Source organism: Amycolatopsis sp. cmx-11-32, assembly GCF_047608695.1.
In the GTDB taxonomy this organism is placed as follows: Bacteria; Actinomycetota; Actinomycetes; order Mycobacteriales; family Pseudonocardiaceae; genus Amycolatopsis.
Window position 1 is genome coordinate 40799 of sequence record NZ_JADNQN010000010.1, and the last position, 15227, is coordinate 56025.

Genomic DNA, 15227 nt, shown 5'->3' on the forward strand with positions numbered 1-15227 from the left:
CTCTCCCGGCCTTGCCATCCCACCCAGTTCAATCTAGTCTGTCTAGATGGAAGCATCCACCTGGCAAGTGCAGGACGCCAAGCAGCGGCTGAGCGAGCTGCTGCGCCGGGCCGCGGCCGAGGGGCCGCAGTTCGTCACCAAACATGGGGAGGAGGTGGCCGTGGTGCTGGACATCATGGATTACCGCAGGCTGGCCGGAGGCGGTGAAGCCGTCGATTTCAAACTCGTGCTCTCCGGTGAGCAGCACCATCCCGAACACGGGGAGGCGCTGGCCGACGTGCTGGAGGAGATCGCCGCCGAACGCGCGGAGGATCTGCCGAGGGATGCCGTGGAGGTGAGCGGGTGAGCTTTCTGCTGGACACGAACATCGTGTCCGAGGCCCGGCGCCGCACGCGGAACCCGGGTTTCGCCCGGTGGTGGGGCGGGGTGTCATCGAGCAGGCTCTATCTGAGCGTGCTGACCGTGGGAGAGATCGAGAGGGGGATCGGCAAACTCAGGCATCGAGGAGATCAAGGCCGGGAGCGGGCGGACGCGCTGGCCGACTGGCTGGCCGGGCTCACCGCGCAGTTCTCGGAACGGATCCTTCCGGTGACCGCCGAAATCGCAGCCGAATGGGGCAGGCAGTACGCGCCGAGGAAAGTGCCGTCCGTCGACGGACTGATCGCCGCGACCGCCCGGATCCACGAGCTGACCCTGGTCACCCGGAATCTAGCCGACATGGCCGGACTCGGGGCGCAGGTGCACAACCCGTTCGACTGAGGAAGGGATCAAGACGTCCGGACGTCTTGATCGGCCGCGCTCAGTCGGGCGTCGCTCAGTCCAGTGATGCTCAGTCCAGTGTTCAGGGTTCGGGAGTTCAGCCCAGTGGCGCGGCCGGGGTGCCCTTGCTTTCCGTGACTTCCGGCTTCTTCCTGCGACGGTCCCCGCGGGCGTCGTCGAAGTCGACGACGAAGGCGCCGGCGGCCATGGCCACCAGGAGTGCGAGTCCGAGAATCGAGCCGACCCAGGTCAGGATGATCGAGAACATCGTGAGCCTCCTCCCTGCTCAAGGTCCTTTTCGAGACCTCTTGTTCCCCTGACACAAGGGTCGCCTCGGGGGCCTGTAGCCGGTATCGGCCAACCGGTTACACGTACTGAGCGTGGATCGGCCGATCGGCCGAGGGAACCCGCTCACCGGTCGCGGTACGCGACCGCCCGGTACCGCCGGCTCGCCGGGGGTGCGAAGGCTGGTGCTTGTGAGGGAACAGCCGGAATTCGCCCGTGTGATCGGCTTCCGGCGGAGTGATCTTGGCTGTCGTCGTGAAACGCTCGCCGTGAGTAGAGAATCCGTGAGTGTCCGGTTACGGAATGTCCTCATTCAAAGCTTGCGCAGCCGGACCCGGTTGATCGTGTGGTCGGCGTCCTTGCGGAGGACGAGGGTCGCGCGAGGCCGCGTCGGCTTGATGTTCTCCATCAGGTTGGGCTCGTTGATCGTGCGCCACAGGTGGCGCGCCTCGGCCCGTGCCTCGTCGTCCGGGAGCCCGGCGAAGTGGTGGAAGTGTGACGCGGGGTCAGCGAACGCGGTGTGCCGCAGTTTGAGGAAGCGCTCGACATACCAGCGCTCGATGTCGGTCGTCGGCGCGTCCACGTAGATCGAGAAGTCGAACAGATCGGAGACGGTGAGCCGGGGGCCGGGCTGGAGGACGTTGAGTCCCTCGATGATCAGGATGTCGGGTCGCTGAACGACCTGTTCTTCGCCGGGAAGAATGTCGTAGGCGAGGTGCGAGTACACCGGCGCGCTGACCCGTTCCGCCCCGGACTTCACATCGGTGACGAACCGCAGCAGGGCCCGCCGGTCGTAGCTCTCCGGGAATCCCTTGCGGTGCATGATGCCGCGCCGGACCAGTTCCGCCCGCGGATGGAGGAACCCGTCGGTGGTGACCAGGTCGACCCTGGGGTGATCCGGCCAGCGGGCGAGCAGGGTGCGCAGGATGCGCGCGGTCGTCGACTTGCCGACGGCGACACTTCCGGCGATCCCGATGACGTAAGGCACCTTGGTGCCCCGACTGTCTTCACCGAGAAAGGTGGTGGTGGCTTCGTACAACCGTTGCCGGGCGGCGACCTGGAGATTGATCAGCCTGGAGAGCGGCAGATAGACCTCGGCGACCTCGGTCAGGTCGACCTGCTCACCGAGACCGCGCAGTCGCAGCAGTTCCGCGGCGGTCAGTGGCAGGGGGGTGGACCTGCGCAACTCGCGCCACTGCTCACGGTGCAGCTCGACGTAGGGACTGAGCTCACGGACCCGCGGCATCGCACACTCCTCGCCCGTCACCTGCGCTGGCGCCGTACAAAAGCCGTGTTGACGAGTTCTCGGCGGATAATCGTGCCTCGAACCGGATGAAGCCGCTTTAACGGTAGGGCTTACGGCTCGTGAACGCGCTGCGATGTGATGTAGCCCGCTTCGGGGCGTCAGCGCCTGTAGTGAACTCACATCCGCGATCGACGTCGGCAGGACGCGGCCTGGTCATTCACCTCGCCGATGCGGAGAAGGCGCGCTGCCACCGCGATAGCGGGCCTTCTGCCATGGCGGGGTCACGCGTTCGGTCACTTTCGGAGGTACATCTCGGCTCTGCCGACAGGCTCTTACCGTCCGTTACGGGAACGGCCGGGGGTGAAGACCTCATCCCACGCCGCGGCGACCTGCCGGGCGCAGGAGGCGGGCGCGACCCCGCCGACGCCGGTACCGAGCCCGGGCATCGCGATCGTGTGCACCAGATCACGGACCCGGCCCTGGTCGAGCCTGCCGTCGCGCCACTGCTGGAACACCGCCCTGGCGGCAAGGTACGGGTGCACGGTGTCGCGAGGGAGGCGTTCGCCGGGTTCCCTCATCGTCGGCGCGCTGATCAGCCAGGCGGGCTCCGCCTCACCGGTGGGCACGATCACGGCCTCGCCGATCGGGAGTTCCCCGCCGTGGTAGGCGAGCACGGCGCTGCGCACGTTCTGCTCGACACCGGGGTAGGCGCGGGCGTAGACGGCGTCGATGCCGCCGCGCATCCAGCCGTAGGAGTTCGCGGGGCTGACGACGGCTTGCGCGACGACGTCGAGCACCGACCCGCGGTGCACGAAGACCCGTCCGTCCACAGTGTCCGCGACGGTGGTCCAGGCTTGCGCGAGCAGGTCATCGACGGCGCACAGCACCAGCTCCGGGGTGGGATGGTCGGGCAGGGGAGCGAAAGAGGAGCCGACATCCTCGTGGCCGGTGTGCGTGCCCGGTTCGGCGGTCACCCGCTAAGCATGGCAAAAAAAGGCACCCGGCGTAACCGGTTCGCGTACCGGCTGTCCGAGTGAAAGTCGCCACCCGCGGCGTGCGTAATCTGGCGGGGTGTCACGGATCGCCTACTTCGGCCCCCAGGGAACCTTCACCGAACAGGCCGCGCGCCGGCTCGTCCCCGGTGAGGAGCTGATCCCCGCGGAAACCATTCCGGCGGCGCTGGCCGCGGTGCGCTCGGGTGCGGCCGACGCGGCCTGCGTGCCGATCGAGAACTCCGTGGAGGGCGCGGTCACCGCCACCCTCGACAGCCTCAGCGAGGCCGAGCCGCTCGTCGCGGTGGCGGAGGTGCTGCTGCCCGTCCACTTCAGTGTGCTGACCCGGCCGGGGACGACTGAGATCCGCACCGTGGCGAGCCATCCGCACGCGCTCGCGCAGGTCCGTCACTGGGTCGAGGCGAACCTCCCCGGCGCGCATCCGGTCGCGACGTCGTCCACCGCGGCGGCCGCGGTCGCGGTCGACGCGGGCGAGTTCGACGCCGCCGTGACCGCGCCGGTCGCCGTCGAGCACTACCCGCTGGACGTGCTGGCCACCGAGGTCGCCGACGTCCGCGACGCCAAGACCCGGTTCCTGCTGGTCCGTCTGCCCGGCGAGTTGCCGGAGCCGACCGGGGCCGACCGCACGTCGATCGTCGCCGCCGCGACGAACCGGACCGGGGCCCTGGCGGAACTGCTCACCGAACTGGCGGTCCGCGGCATCAACCTGACGAAGCTGGACGCCCGCCCGACCAGGAACAACTTCGGCGAGTACCGCTTCTTCATCGACTTCGAGGGACACGTGGCCGAGCCCCGGATCGGCGACGTGCTGGCCGCGTTGCGCCGTCGGTGCCGCAACGTGCGGTTCCTCGGTTCCCATCCGCGGGCGGACGACGGCATGACCGCGGTGGAGCAGGGCGCCGCCAACGAGGACTTCACCGAAGCGATCGACTGGGTCGAGTCGGTCCGGAAGGGAGCACAGGCGTGAAACTTCTCCTTGTCCGTCACGGTCAGACCGACGGAAACGTGCGGGGCGCGCTCGACACCGCGCTGCCCGGCCCGCCGCTCACCGAACTGGGCCGCGAACAGGCCAGGGACCTCGCGACGCGGCTCGACGGTGAGCCGATCGTCGCGGTTTACGCCTCACAGGCCGTCCGAGCCCAGCAGACCGCGGCGCCGCTGGCCGCCAAGCTCGGCGTCGACGTCCAGGTTGTCGACGGGGCGCACGAAGTCGCCGCGGGCGATCTCGAAGGCAACACCGACAAGGACTCGGTCGCGACCTACATGAGCGTCGTGCGCCGGTGGACGCTCGGCGAACTCGATGCGCCGATCCCCGGCGGCGAGACCGGCGCGCAGGTCCGCACCCGGCTGCTCGACGCGGTCGCCCGGCTGCGTGCCAAGCACGAGCAGGCCGACCCCGACGGCACGGTGGTGCTGGTGAGTCACGGCGGCGCGATCCGGCTCGGCGGCGAGTGGCTCGCCGGGAACGTCACCGCCGAGGTCGCCAACCAGGGCCTCATCCCGAACACCGGCATCGTCGAACTCGCCGCCACCGCCGACGGCTGGACCTGCCTCACCTGGGCGGACGTCCCCGTCGACCCCGCCTGAGGCCACTCCCTCCCTTCGCGTTTCGTCCTCTGGTTGCGGTCCTTGCACGCGCAAGGACCGCAACCAGAGGACGAAACGCGAGCGTTTGCCTCCGTTTCCGCCGGGGAATACACCCCACGAGATCGATTAACACCTTGTGGGGAATTAACCGGGGGAGCGCAACCTCTGGGATCGCCAACACGTCTACTGATCGGTGGGTCACCCGGCTACAGGGAGGCGAAGGACCATGGTTCGTTCGAAGATGATCTCCATCGGCGGTCTCATCGCGGGTACCGCCGGACTCCTGCTGCTCAGCGCTTGCGGTTCGGAAACGGCCCCGGTCGCGCAGAGTTCGTCCACGACGCCGTCCAGTCCGGCGGCGGAGACCTCACCCGCGCCCAGTGCGAGTTCGAGCCCGGTGCCGACAACGCAGCCCGCACAGGGGCAGGCTCCCGCTCCGAAGAACGACGGGCTGTGCAAGGCAGGCGACGTGAAACTCTCGGTCGCGAACGGTGACGCGGCGGCCGGGACGGTGTACCGGAAGCTCGTCATCACCAACTCGAGCGGGCACGCGTGCACCATCCAGGGCTTCCCCGGCGTCTCCTACGTGACCGGCGCGGACGGCCACCAGGTCGGTGAGGCAGCGTTCCGTGACGGTGACAAGGGCGGCCCGGTGCAGCTGAACAACGGCGAGAGCGCGTCCGCCGACCTCGGCTTCGTGAACGTCCGCAACTACGACGAGGCGGCCTGCAAGCCCACCGAGACCCGTGGCCTGCGGGTCTACCTGCCGCAAGAGACCGCGTCGAACTTCGTGCCGGTGCAGGGGCTCGGCTGCGCGGGGAAGATCCCCGGCAACCAGCTGACCGTCAAGACGGTCCACAAGGGAGCGTGACCGCCTAGAGCTGGGTGCAGAGCTGTTCGGCCTGTGCCAGGTGCCGCTGGCCGGAGATCTGGTTGAAGTGCAGGCTGAACACCATTCGGCTGACACCGTCGATGTGCTCGGCCAGCGGCCGGTAGGTGTCGTTGGCGGCCGCCGCCGCGGCGGAGAGTTCGCGCGCTGCCGTCATCCTGTGCAGGATCTCCGGGGCCAGGACCGCCACGGTCCGGTCGCCGGGCGCGGCGTCGGTGGTGTCCGGGATCGTGCCGACCCTCGCCAGTGCCTGACACGCGTCCTGCGCGTCTTCGAGCGCTCCCGCGTTGACGCTCGAGAGAGCCCACAGCATGCCGATCACGCTGGCACCGATCACGAAACCGGCGACCGCGGTGAGCACTTGCGGGCGTCTGGAAGGTTCTGTCGTCCCCACGCCGGCCTCCGGCACCAGTGTCTGCTGCATCGCGGACCTCCTCGCCAGCTGGCGGTGATGCGCTATTCCAGCACCAACGGCCCGACTTTTCACCGGTCTTGGTGGAGTACCCGCAAGGCCGTGGCCGATTCGTCATCTGAACCCGGTCGCAAGGCGGCGAACGCGAAGCCCGCGACGCCGAACAGCAAGAGCCCGGACGTGAGGAACGTCCGGGACGGGGAACCGAGGGCGTGGGTGAGGACGCCGCCGAGCAGGGCCCCGACCGGGATCGCCCCCCAGACCACGGTGCGCCATACGCCGAGGACGCGACCGAGCAGTTCGCCGGGGACGAGCGTGTGCCGCGCCGTGCCCAGCACGATGTTCACCGAAACGACGGCCGCCGCGAACAGTCCGAACAGGGCCGCCCCCGCCACCGGCGAATTCGTCAGGCCCATGCCGGTGAACGCCGCGCCACAGCAGGCGGTGCCTCCGAGGAGCACCGTGCGACGGCTGGACGTCTTCACCAGCCGTGGGGCGATGGCCGCGCCGAGCAAACCGCCGATGCCGCCGACGAACGCGAAGAGCCCGAAGGCCGCTTCGCTGAGACGTAGGTACTCGATCGCGTACAGCACCAACTGCGCCTGGGCGAGTTCGCTGACCAAGCTGATCAGCCCAGCGACGATGACTAGTCGCAGCATCAGGCGATTGCCCTTCAACCAGCGGAAACCCTCCGCCAGCTCGGCGCGCAAACCGGTGGACGCGCTCTCGGAGGCCGTAGAAGGACGAGCCCGGTAGCTCCCGGTGAGTCCGATCAGCACGACCGCCGCGATCGCGAAGCCCACCGAGTTGAGCAGGAACGGGAAAGTCGCGAAGAGCGCGAAGGTGACACTACCGACTGGTCCGCCGAGGAAGGTTTGGCCGACGATTTCGCAGGCCTGGAGCTTGCTGTTCGCGCTGTCGAGCGAACCCTTGCCGACGACCGCCGGGACGAGCACGTTCGCGGCGCTGTCGGCGACCACCTCCGCGACGCCGATGAGCAGGGCGGCGGCGTAGACCACCCAGATCGTCACCCCGCCGGCCGCGACCAGGGCGGCCATCCCGCCGACGACCACCGCTCGGGCGGTGTTCGCGACGATCATCGCGCGTCGCCGGTCGATCCGGTCCAGCAGCGCGCCCGCCGGGAGCGCGAAGAGCAGCCACGGCAGGAACTGGGTCGCCGAGAGTCCGGCGATGAGCAGTGGGTCGCGGGTCAGGGTGACCGCGAGCAGGGGGAACGCGACCTTGCCGACTCCATCGCCGAGATTCGACGCCGCACTGGACGCGAGCAACCAGCGCAATCGCCGGTCGCCCCTCCCGTGTGCCGTCGACTCGGCCATGCACGCCTCCCCAGGCATTCGACGGCACCGGCCGGCGAGTGGAAAAGTCAGCGGGGTTGTCGCCCAAAGTTGTGGGCTTGTTACGCCCAGTTAAAAATCCGGAGAGCCCTTGGTGTCCGACGCACGAAAATCACCGACCGTGCCGCCTTCGGCGCGAAATTCGCCGTGAAGGGAGCAGGGGACCTTTGCTGATCGCCTGTCCCGCGGCTCAGCCCCAGCCGAGTTCGTGCAGGCGCGCGTCGTCGATGCCGAAATGGTGGCCGACCTCGTGGACCACCGTGATCAGCACCTCCTCGACGACGTCTTCCTCGGTGTCGCACATCTCAAGCAGCGGTCGCCGGTAGATCGAGATCCGGTCCGGCAGCACCCCGCCGTACTCGTGGGTCCGTTCGGTCAGCGCGACCCCGTGGTAGAGCCCGAGGATCGTGGGCGACTCCTCGTTGAACTCCTCCACCAGTACCACCACGTTGTCCATGGCGTCCGCGAATTCGGGCGGAAGCTCGTCCAGCGCCTCCGACACCAGTTCTTCGAAGCGCTGCTGGGTCATCTCGACGGGCACGGGCTCACCCGCCGGTCTTCGGAGCCGAGGAAGACGGCGGCGGGCTCGTCTGGCCGCCGTCGGAGGGCGGGGCCTCGCCGTCGCCGACCTTGACGCTCCCGGTGATCGGGGCGAGCCCCTTGTTGTCCGGCAGGGCCGCCGCCACCTTGCAGTTCACCAGCGTCGAGCCGGCGTCCCAGCTCTCCTGCTCGCGGACGTCCCAGCTGAGGATGACCTTCTTCGCCGCCAGGTCCGCGTTGCCGGTGTAGTCCTGCGCGGCCGTCGAGCACTCGGTGTCCAGCCAGGTGTTCTGCTGTTCCTGTGACGGGTAGGCGTCCTTGAACTTCGTCTTGAGGTCGAGCGTCGCGATCATCTCGTAGGAGTGCGGCTGGGCACAGTCGACAGGGTCGCCGAAGCTGTTGTTGAGCAGCGCGAGGCAGGTGCCGGGTTCCCACACCGCGGACTGGTTCTGCTCCTTCGCCTGCCCCTTGGTCGGCTGCAGCTTGCCGCCCTGGCCCGCCCACTGCAGGCCGCACCGCAGCTGCCGGTCGCCGTCCTCCCACTGTGCGGGAGTCGGCCGGAGCAGGTTCATGCTCAACTTGCCGTAGGGATCCAGCGTTCGGCCGAGGTACGGCTTGACGTCGACGGTGCAGCGTGACCGGGAGATCTCCTGCCACTGCTCCAGGTTCGGGCTCGGCACGCCAGCCGGATACTGCGCGCCGATGTCGACGATGCTGGTGACCTCGAATAGATGGGACTCCGCGCACGGCACCCGCCGCACGTCGTTGGCGTCCGGGTTGTTCCAGGTCAGGCAGGTGCCCGGGGGAGATTGGAACGCTTCGACCGCCGCGGGTGACAGTTTGGGGGCACCGCCGCCCGCACCGCCCACCGGGCCCACGTTCCACGAGAACGCCACACTCAGCGAAAGCGCGATGAGCGCGCCCACGAACACACCGGCCATGACGAGCCGGGTGCGCAGGGTGCTCAGCGCGTTTCGCGGATCACGGAACCGCTCGGCCTGTTGAGACATCCACTCCATGATGCCCGCGCCGCACGTAAGGTGCGTATACCGGGTGGTTAGTGTTGGACGCGGGATCAAGCCGGCGGGCGATTACGGAGCTTCGATGACGCAGGATGACAACCAAGGGGCACAGCCGCCCCAGGAGCCGCCGAAGCGCGGCTCCATGCGGTTCCAGGACGACAGCACGCAGGCGCGACAGCCTTCGCTGGCTGAGCAGCGGGCACGGCAGCAGGCACTGGCGGAGCAAGAACGCCAGGAGGTGCTCGACGCCGAAGCCGCTCGCGCCGCCGAGAAGAAGTCTTCGACCAAGAAGAAGATCCTGATCGGGACCGGCGTGACCGTCGGGCTGGTCGGCTTGGTCGCGACGTTCTACACCGTCGCGAAGCCGGATGAGGTCACGGCGGTCTGCGCCACCAAAGACACGGAGATCGTCCAGGACGACCGGAACTGCGACGAGAACCACGTCCGATCACAGGGCGGGTACTCGTCCGGTGGGTTCTTCTTCATCCCGATCGGTGGTTTCGGCGGCGGCTACAACAGCTACCGCTACAACTACGGCGGTTCCGGCGCGATCGGGCAGCGGGTGTCGGGCGGTTCGTACACCGCGCCGTCGGGGGCGAACGTCAGCACCAAATCGGGCAAGTCCGTCCAGCGTGGCGGGTTCGGCATCAGCGGCAAGAGCGGCAGCAGCGGTAAGAGCGGGGGCTCGTAGGTGTACCGGGATTCCAAGCCGCCCCGGCGGGACTGGCAGAACATCGTCGAGGAGCAGGGCCTGGTCTTCGGCACCCCCGCCCGTGACGGCTCCGGCAAGTCCCGGCCGTACTGGGACGAGTCGGTCCACTACGTCTTCGAGATGGACGAGATCCTGTCCGTCGAGGCGGACGTGGAACTGCTGCACTCGATGTGCCTCGAAGCCGTCGACAACGTGGTGACCACCGAGCAGTACCACCGCTTCGGCATCCCCGAGTGGGTCTGGCCGCATATCGCCGAGTCGTGGAAGCGGCAGGATCCGCACGTCTACGGCCGGTTCGACCTGCGCTACGACGGCAAGAGCCCGGCGAAGCTGCTCGAGTACAACGCAGACACCCCGACGTCGCTGCTCGAGGCCGCGGTCCTGCAGTGGCACTGGAAGACGTCGGTCTTCCCGGAGGACGACCAGTGGAACTCGATCCACGAGAAGCTGGTCGAGCGCTGGGGCGAACTCGCCGACAAGCTGCCCTCCAACGAACTGCACTTCACCTGGTCTTCCGCCGATCCGTCCGGTGAGGACCACGTGACGACGGCGTACCTGCAGGAGACGGCGGCCGAAGCCGGACTCGACACCGTCGGCCTGTCGATCGAGGAGATCGGCTGGGACCCGGTGCTCAAGCGGTTCGTCGACCTCGAAGAACAGCAGATGGCGACCGTGGTGAAGCTCTACCCGTGGGAATGGGTGGTCGACGAGGAGTTCGGCCGCTTCGCCATTGAGACCATGCCGCGCACGCTGTGGGTCGAGCCGCTGTGGAAGATGATCCTCTCCAACAAGACGCTGCTCGCGATCCTGTGGGAGAACTACCCTGGGCACCCGAACCTGTTGCCCGCCTTCGCCGACGATCCCGGCTTGCTGACCGAATACGTCCGCAAGCCGAAACTCGGCCGTGAGGGCGCGAACGTGCAGATCGTCGCCACCGGGTACGAGACGCAGACCGACGGCGTCTACGGCGCCGAAGGCTACGTTTACCAGGCGTTCGACCCGCTCCCGGAGTTCCAGGGCTACCGGCCCGCGCTCGGCGCCTGGATCGTCGGAGACCACGCCGCCGGCCTCGGGATCCGCGAGACGGCAGGACTCGTCACAGACGACGGTGCGGCGTTCGTCCCGCATCGCATCGTCGAGTCGTGATAGAAGCAACCCGCACAAACCTGACATTCTCGACCCGTACCTCTGGGAGCACCCTGTGACGACCACCCTTGCGCTGTCCGACACGTTCGGCTCCGACCTCGTGCGAGGGATCGGCGCGATCCTGCTGTACGGCGTCGTCGGCCTATTGCTGATGTTCGCCGGGTTCTGGGCGATCGACTGGACCACGCCCGGCAAGCTGGCCCAGCTGGTCAGCCGCGGTTTGCCGAACGCGGTCATCGTCACCGCGTCGGGCCTGCTGTCGATGGCGTTCATCGTCGTCGTGGCGATCGCGAACTCCGCCAGCGACCTGACCGAGGGCCTCATCACCTCGCTGGTCTACGGCCTGCTGGGCATCGTCGTGCAGGTTCTGGCGGTCCGGCTGCTGGAGTGGGCGACCCGCATCGACGTCCGCTCGACCATCGAGAGCGAGAAGTTCGCCCCGGTCAGCGTCGTGGTCGCCGCCGCGCACCTCGCCCTCGGCCTGGTCGTGGCCGTCGGCATCTCGTGACTTTCCCGACCCTCTGAACACGGCAAAGGCGCACGAAGCCCACTAACGTGGGAGTCGTGCGCCTTTTGAGGACACCGGACAACCGGTTTTCGGACCTGCCCGATTTCGATTTCGAACCGCGCTACGCGGAACTCGTCGACCTCCACGGCGGCGTGATCAGAGTGGGTTACGTGGAGGCCGGACCCGCGGATGGGCCGCCCGTTCTCCTGCTGCACGGCGAGCCCACCTGGTCCTACCTCTATCGCAAGGTCATCCCGGTGCTCGCCGACGCCGGACTACGCGCCATCGCGCCCGACCTGGTCGGCTTCGGCCGTTCCGACAAACCCGGCGACATGGTCGACCACACCTACCAGCGGCACGTCGAGTGGATGCGCGCGTTCGCCTTCGACGTGCTGGACCTGACCGAGGTCACCCTGGTCGGCCAGGATTGGGGCGGACTGATCGGCCTGCGGCTGGTCGCCGAGAACCCCGGCCGCTTCTCCCGCGTCGTCGCGGCCAACACCGGCCTCCCCAGCGGCGACACCGACATGCCGGAGATCTGGCACAAGTTCCGCGGCACCATCGAGAAGTCCCAGGTCCTCGACGTCGGCCGGTTCGTCCAGTCGGGCTGCCAGATCAAGCTGTCCGAGGAGGTCCGCGCCGCCTACGACGCGCCCTTCCCGAACGAGATGTACAAGGCCGCGCCGCGCGCGATGCCGTCACTGGTGCCGATCACGCCGGACGACCCGGCCTCGGCCGCCAACCGGGCCGCGTTGAAGGTGCTCGCCGAACTGAACAAGCCGTTCCTGGTCTCGTTCTCCGACGGCGACCCGATCACCGCGCCATGGGGTCTCGAACTGCGGGGCTCGATGCGCGGCGCCCGCGAACTCGAGCATCCGACGATCACCGGGGCCGGTCACTTCCTCCAGGAGGACGCCGGCACTCGCTTTGGCGAGGTCATCGCCCGATTCGTGAAGTCCTGACCGGATGCTATGAACGGTCCGTTACTTGCAAAATTTGCAAGTAACGGACCGTTCATAGCACGGGGGTGGGCTCAGGAGATGGCGGCCAGGGCGTCCGTGATGATCCCGAGCCCCTCGGCCGCCTCATCGGCCGTGAGCGTCATCGGGGGCGCGATCCGCAGGACGTTGCCGTACAGCCCGCCCTTGCCGATCAGCAGCCCGCGCGCCTTGGTCTCCTCCATCATCCGCGCCGCGGCCTGGGTGTCCGGCTCCATGCTGCCCGGTTTGACCAGTTCGACGCCGATCATCAGGCCCTTGCCGCGCACGTCCCCGAGCACCGGGTTCCCCGCCGCGCGCAGGCCGTCGAGCAGTTCTTTGCCCCGCGCGAGCGCGTTGGCCTGCAGGTCGTGATCGGCGATGTGGTCGAGTACCGCGGCCGCGCCAGCCATCGCGACCGGGTTGCCGCCGAAGGTCGAGATCGAGTTCGCGGTCAGGCAGTCGACGAGGTCGCCGCGCGCCACGAGACCGCCGACCGCGAGACCGTTGCCGAGGCCCTTCGCGAAGGTCATCGCGTCGGGGACGACGTCGTGCGCCTGGATCCCCCAGTAGTGTTCCCCGGTCCGTCCCCAGCCGGTCTGGACCTCGTCGGAGACGAACAGGATCCCGTACTGGTCGAGGACCTCCTTCATCGCCTTGAACAGGCCGTCCGGCGGTGAGCTGAACCCGCCGATGCCCTGGATCGGCTCGACGATCATGCAGGCGACGTCGCCCGAAGTACCCGTCTCGAGGACGTCGACCAGGTCCGCGACGCACGCGTCGATGTACTCCGTGTCCGACAGCGCCCGGAACGGGCTGCGGTACCGGTAGCCACCGTGGACGTAGCTCACCTTCACCGGGCTGAGCGAAGACGCCGACCAGCCGCGGTTGCCCGTCACGCCGCCCGTCGCGAACGACCGCCCGTGGTACGAGTTCCGCATCGCGAGCACCTGATTGCTGCGCCGGTACTGCGTGGCGAGCATCAGCGCGGTGTCGTTGGCTTCGGTCCCGGAGTTGGTGAAGAACACCTTCGCGTCCGGGATGCCGGAGAGCTTCGCGATGCGCTCGGCCAGTTCGACCTGTGAGCGGATCAGGTACAGCGTCGAGGTGTGCAGGATCCCGGTGTCGAGCTGCTTGCGCACGGCGTCGCTGATCGCCGACACGTCGTAGCCCATCGAGTTCGTCAGGATGCCCGCGAAGAAGTCGAGGTAGCTGCGCCCGGTCGAGTCGACGACCCGGCGGTCCTGCGCGTGCACGATCTCGATCGGCTCGTCGTAGTAGAGCGCGAGCCACGACGGGAGTACCGCCTTGTGCCGCGCCAGCAGGTCCGCATCGGTCATCGGGTTTCTCCGTCCGCAGCAAGGAATCCGGGGTCGGGCTCAGTATGGGGACGGCCCGAAACGGGCGACAACGATCAGACTGTCGGGTTATCCGCGGCGGCCCGCACAGTGTGTACGGGGAAACTGCCTCGAAGCGCGCGAAGACCACGGACTACCCTCTGCACTCGTGATTGACCCCAGGACTCTGCGCGATGACCCGGACGTCGTGCGCGCTTCGCAGCGCGCCCGTGGCGAGGACGAAGGAGTGGTCGACAAGCTGCTCTCCCTCGACTCCCGCCGCCGGTCTTCGATCGCCGCCGCCGACAAGCTGCGCGCCGAGCAGAAGTCGCTGGGCAAGCTCATCCCCAAGGCCCAGGGTGACGAGCGGGCCGAACTGCTCGCCAAGGCGAAGGACCTCGCCGCCCAGGTCAAGACCGCCGAGGTCGAGCAGATCGAGGCGTCGGAGGAGTTCGAGCAGCTGCACCGTGTGGTGCCGAACCTGGTCCACCCCGAAGCACCCGAAGGCGGCGAGGACGACTACGTCGTGCTCAAGCACGTCGGCGAGCCGAAGAAGTTCGACTTCAAGCCGAAGGACCACCTCGAACTCTGCGAGGGGCTCGGCGCGCTCGACATGGAGCGTGGCGCGAAGGTCTCGGGCTCGCGGTTCTACTTCCTCACCGGCATCGGCGCCCAGCTGCAGCTCGGCCTGCTGAACATGGCCATCGCGCAAGCGACGGCGAACGGCTTCACGCCGATGATCACGCCGACCCTGGTGCGGCCGGAGATCATGGCGGGCACCGGCTTCCTCGGCGCGCACTCGTCGGAGGTCTACCGGCTGCGCGACGACGACCTGTACCTCGTCGGCACCTCCGAGGTCCCGCTCGCCGGCTACCACGCCGACGAGATCCTCGACCTCGGCAAGGGCCCGAAGCGCTACGCGGGCTGGTCGTCCTGCTACCGCCGCGAGGCAGGCTCGTACGGCAAGGACACCCGCGGCATCATCCGCGTCCACCAGTTCGACAAGGTCGAGATGTTCGTCTACACGCGTCCCGAGGACGCCGAGGCCGAGCACGCGCGCCTGCTGGACTGGGAAGAGCAGATGCTCGCCAAGATCGAGGTCCCGTACCGGGTGATCGACACCGCCACCGGCGACCTCGGCACCTCGGCGTACCGGAAGTTCGACTGCGAGGCGTGGGTGCCGTCGCAGGACACCTACCGCGAGCTGACCTCGACGTCGAACTGCACGACGTTCCAGGCCCGCCGCCTCGGCATCCGCTACCGCGACGACGACGGCCGCCCGCAGACCGTCGCCACGCTGAACGGCACGCTCGCCACCACCCGGTGGATCGTCGCGATCCTGGAGAACCACCAGCTCGAAGACGGTTCGGTCCGGGTGCCGGAAGCGCTCCGCCCCTTCCTCGGCGGAACCGAGATGCTCGCGCCGACATCGAAGTAGG

At 68.2% G+C, this 15227-nt stretch carries 18 protein-coding genes; 10 read left to right on the top strand and 8 right to left on the bottom strand.

Annotated features, from left to right (window positions below; genetic code table 11):
* The first annotated feature begins 46 nt into the window (after positions 1-46).
* Positions 47-346: a type II toxin-antitoxin system Phd/YefM family antitoxin gene (locus ACM6LR_RS26985; protein WP_414944761.1), complete on the top strand. Its 300-nt coding sequence runs from the start codon at positions 47-49 to the stop codon at positions 344-346.
* Entirely contained in the window at positions 343-759 is a 417-nt protein-coding gene (locus tag ACM6LR_RS26990) for a type II toxin-antitoxin system VapC family toxin (RefSeq protein ID WP_414936362.1), read from the top strand. Before ACM6LR_RS26985 ends, ACM6LR_RS26990 begins: the two co-directional genes overlap by 4 nt.
* Before the next feature lie 97 nt (positions 760-856).
* Here ACM6LR_RS26990 and ACM6LR_RS26995 read toward each other — a convergent pair whose 3' ends face one another.
* From ACM6LR_RS26995 to ACM6LR_RS27005, 3 genes are all read right to left on the bottom strand, one after another.
* A complete protein-coding gene (locus ACM6LR_RS26995) occupies positions 857-1027 on the bottom strand; it encodes a hypothetical protein (RefSeq protein ID WP_414936361.1) in 171 nt (56 codons plus the stop codon).
* 330 nt (positions 1028-1357) lie between these two features.
* A complete protein-coding gene (gene coaA / locus ACM6LR_RS27000) occupies positions 1358-2290 on the bottom strand; it encodes a type I pantothenate kinase (protein WP_414936360.1) in 933 nt (310 codons plus the stop codon).
* 332 nt (positions 2291-2622) lie between these two features.
* Positions 2623-3264, bottom strand: a complete 642-nt coding sequence (locus ACM6LR_RS27005) for a macro domain-containing protein (RefSeq protein ID WP_414936359.1) — start codon at positions 3262-3264, stop codon at positions 2623-2625.
* A 97-nt stretch (positions 3265-3361) separates the two neighbouring features.
* On the opposite strand from ACM6LR_RS27005, the gene pheA reads away from it, so the two are divergent.
* From pheA to ACM6LR_RS27020, 3 genes are all read left to right on the top strand, one after another.
* Positions 3362-4270, top strand: a complete 909-nt coding sequence (gene pheA / locus ACM6LR_RS27010; protein WP_414936358.1) for a prephenate dehydratase — start codon at positions 3362-3364, stop codon at positions 4268-4270.
* Positions 4267-4890 carry a histidine phosphatase family protein gene (locus ACM6LR_RS27015; protein WP_414944762.1) on the top strand — a complete coding sequence of 208 codons (624 nt, stop codon included), beginning with the start codon at positions 4267-4269 and terminating at the stop codon, positions 4888-4890. The genes pheA and ACM6LR_RS27015 overlap by 4 nt, the downstream gene beginning before the upstream one ends.
* A gap of 226 nt (positions 4891-5116) precedes the next feature.
* Positions 5117-5761 carry a DUF4232 domain-containing protein gene (locus ACM6LR_RS27020; RefSeq protein ID WP_414936356.1) on the top strand — a complete coding sequence of 215 codons (645 nt, stop codon included), beginning with the start codon at positions 5117-5119 and terminating at the stop codon, positions 5759-5761.
* Positions 5762-5765: 4 nt separating this feature from the next.
* Here ACM6LR_RS27020 and ACM6LR_RS27025 read toward each other — a convergent pair whose 3' ends face one another.
* The 4 genes from ACM6LR_RS27025 to ACM6LR_RS27040 form a co-directional block, all read right to left on the bottom strand.
* A complete protein-coding gene (locus ACM6LR_RS27025) occupies positions 5766-6203 on the bottom strand; it encodes a hypothetical protein (protein WP_414936355.1) in 438 nt (145 codons plus the stop codon).
* 59 nt (positions 6204-6262) lie between these two features.
* Positions 6263-7528 carry an MFS transporter gene (locus ACM6LR_RS27030; protein WP_414936354.1) on the bottom strand — a complete coding sequence of 422 codons (1266 nt, stop codon included), beginning with the start codon at positions 7526-7528 and terminating at the stop codon, positions 6263-6265.
* A 208-nt stretch (positions 7529-7736) separates the two neighbouring features.
* Positions 7737-8087 carry a metallopeptidase family protein gene (locus ACM6LR_RS27035; RefSeq protein WP_093936420.1) on the bottom strand — a complete coding sequence of 117 codons (351 nt, stop codon included), beginning with the start codon at positions 8085-8087 and terminating at the stop codon, positions 7737-7739.
* Between the two features lie 4 nt (positions 8088-8091).
* Positions 8092-9096, bottom strand: coding sequence for a septum formation family protein (locus ACM6LR_RS27040; protein WP_414936353.1), 1005 nt, complete (start codon positions 9094-9096; stop codon positions 8092-8094).
* A gap of 94 nt (positions 9097-9190) precedes the next feature.
* On the opposite strand from ACM6LR_RS27040, the gene ACM6LR_RS27045 reads away from it, so the two are divergent.
* The 4 genes from ACM6LR_RS27045 to ACM6LR_RS27060 are packed head-to-tail and all read left to right on the top strand — an operon-like array spanning position 9191 to position 12436.
* Complete coding sequence (locus ACM6LR_RS27045) at positions 9191-9799, top strand: hypothetical protein (RefSeq protein WP_414936352.1); 609 nt, start codon at positions 9191-9193, stop codon at positions 9797-9799.
* On the top strand, positions 9800-10966 hold the full coding sequence (locus ACM6LR_RS27050) for a glutathionylspermidine synthase family protein (protein WP_414936351.1): 1167 nt from the start codon (positions 9800-9802) through the stop codon (positions 10964-10966). It abuts the gene before it with no gap.
* A 55-nt stretch (positions 10967-11021) separates the two neighbouring features.
* Positions 11022-11474, top strand: coding sequence for a DUF350 domain-containing protein (locus ACM6LR_RS27055; RefSeq protein ID WP_101611747.1), 453 nt, complete (start codon positions 11022-11024; stop codon positions 11472-11474).
* Between the two features lie 56 nt (positions 11475-11530).
* Positions 11531-12436 carry a haloalkane dehalogenase gene (locus ACM6LR_RS27060; RefSeq protein ID WP_414936350.1) on the top strand — a complete coding sequence of 302 codons (906 nt, stop codon included), beginning with the start codon at positions 11531-11533 and terminating at the stop codon, positions 12434-12436.
* A 71-nt stretch (positions 12437-12507) separates the two neighbouring features.
* On the opposite strand, the gene ACM6LR_RS27065 is transcribed toward ACM6LR_RS27060, so the two are convergent.
* On the bottom strand, positions 12508-13791 hold the full coding sequence (locus ACM6LR_RS27065; RefSeq protein ID WP_414944763.1) for an aspartate aminotransferase family protein: 1284 nt from the start codon (positions 13789-13791) through the stop codon (positions 12508-12510).
* Positions 13792-13957: 166 nt separating this feature from the next.
* Between ACM6LR_RS27065 and serS the strand changes: the two genes are divergently transcribed.
* On the top strand, positions 13958-15226 hold the full coding sequence (gene serS / locus ACM6LR_RS27070) for a serine--tRNA ligase (RefSeq protein WP_414944764.1): 1269 nt from the start codon (positions 13958-13960) through the stop codon (positions 15224-15226).
* The last annotated feature ends 1 nt before the right edge of the window (position 15227 follow it).

What these genes read in the sequence shown, in the direction of transcription:
- ACM6LR_RS26985 (WP_414944761.1), top strand. Translation starts at nt 47, where the DNA reads ATGGAAGCATCCACCTGGCAAGTGCAGGACGCCAAGCAGCGGCTGAGC.
- ACM6LR_RS26995 (WP_414936361.1), bottom strand. Translation starts at nt 1,027, where the DNA reads ATGTTCTCGATCATCCTGACCTGGGTCGGCTCGATTCTCGGACTCGCA.
- coaA (WP_414936360.1), bottom strand. Translation starts at nt 2,290, where the DNA reads ATGCCGCGGGTCCGTGAGCTCAGTCCCTACGTCGAGCTGCACCGTGAG.
- ACM6LR_RS27020 (WP_414936356.1), top strand. Translation starts at nt 5,117, where the DNA reads ATGGTTCGTTCGAAGATGATCTCCATCGGCGGTCTCATCGCGGGTACC.
- ACM6LR_RS27025 (WP_414936355.1), bottom strand. Translation starts at nt 6,203, where the DNA reads ATGCAGCAGACACTGGTGCCGGAGGCCGGCGTGGGGACGACAGAACCT.
- ACM6LR_RS27030 (WP_414936354.1), bottom strand. Translation starts at nt 7,528, where the DNA reads ATGGCCGAGTCGACGGCACACGGGAGGGGCGACCGGCGATTGCGCTGG.
- ACM6LR_RS27040 (WP_414936353.1), bottom strand. Translation starts at nt 9,096, where the DNA reads ATGTCTCAACAGGCCGAGCGGTTCCGTGATCCGCGAAACGCGCTGAGC.
- ACM6LR_RS27045 (WP_414936352.1), top strand. Translation starts at nt 9,191, where the DNA reads ATGACGCAGGATGACAACCAAGGGGCACAGCCGCCCCAGGAGCCGCCG.
- ACM6LR_RS27065 (WP_414944763.1), bottom strand. Translation starts at nt 13,791, where the DNA reads ATGACCGATGCGGACCTGCTGGCGCGGCACAAGGCGGTACTCCCGTCG.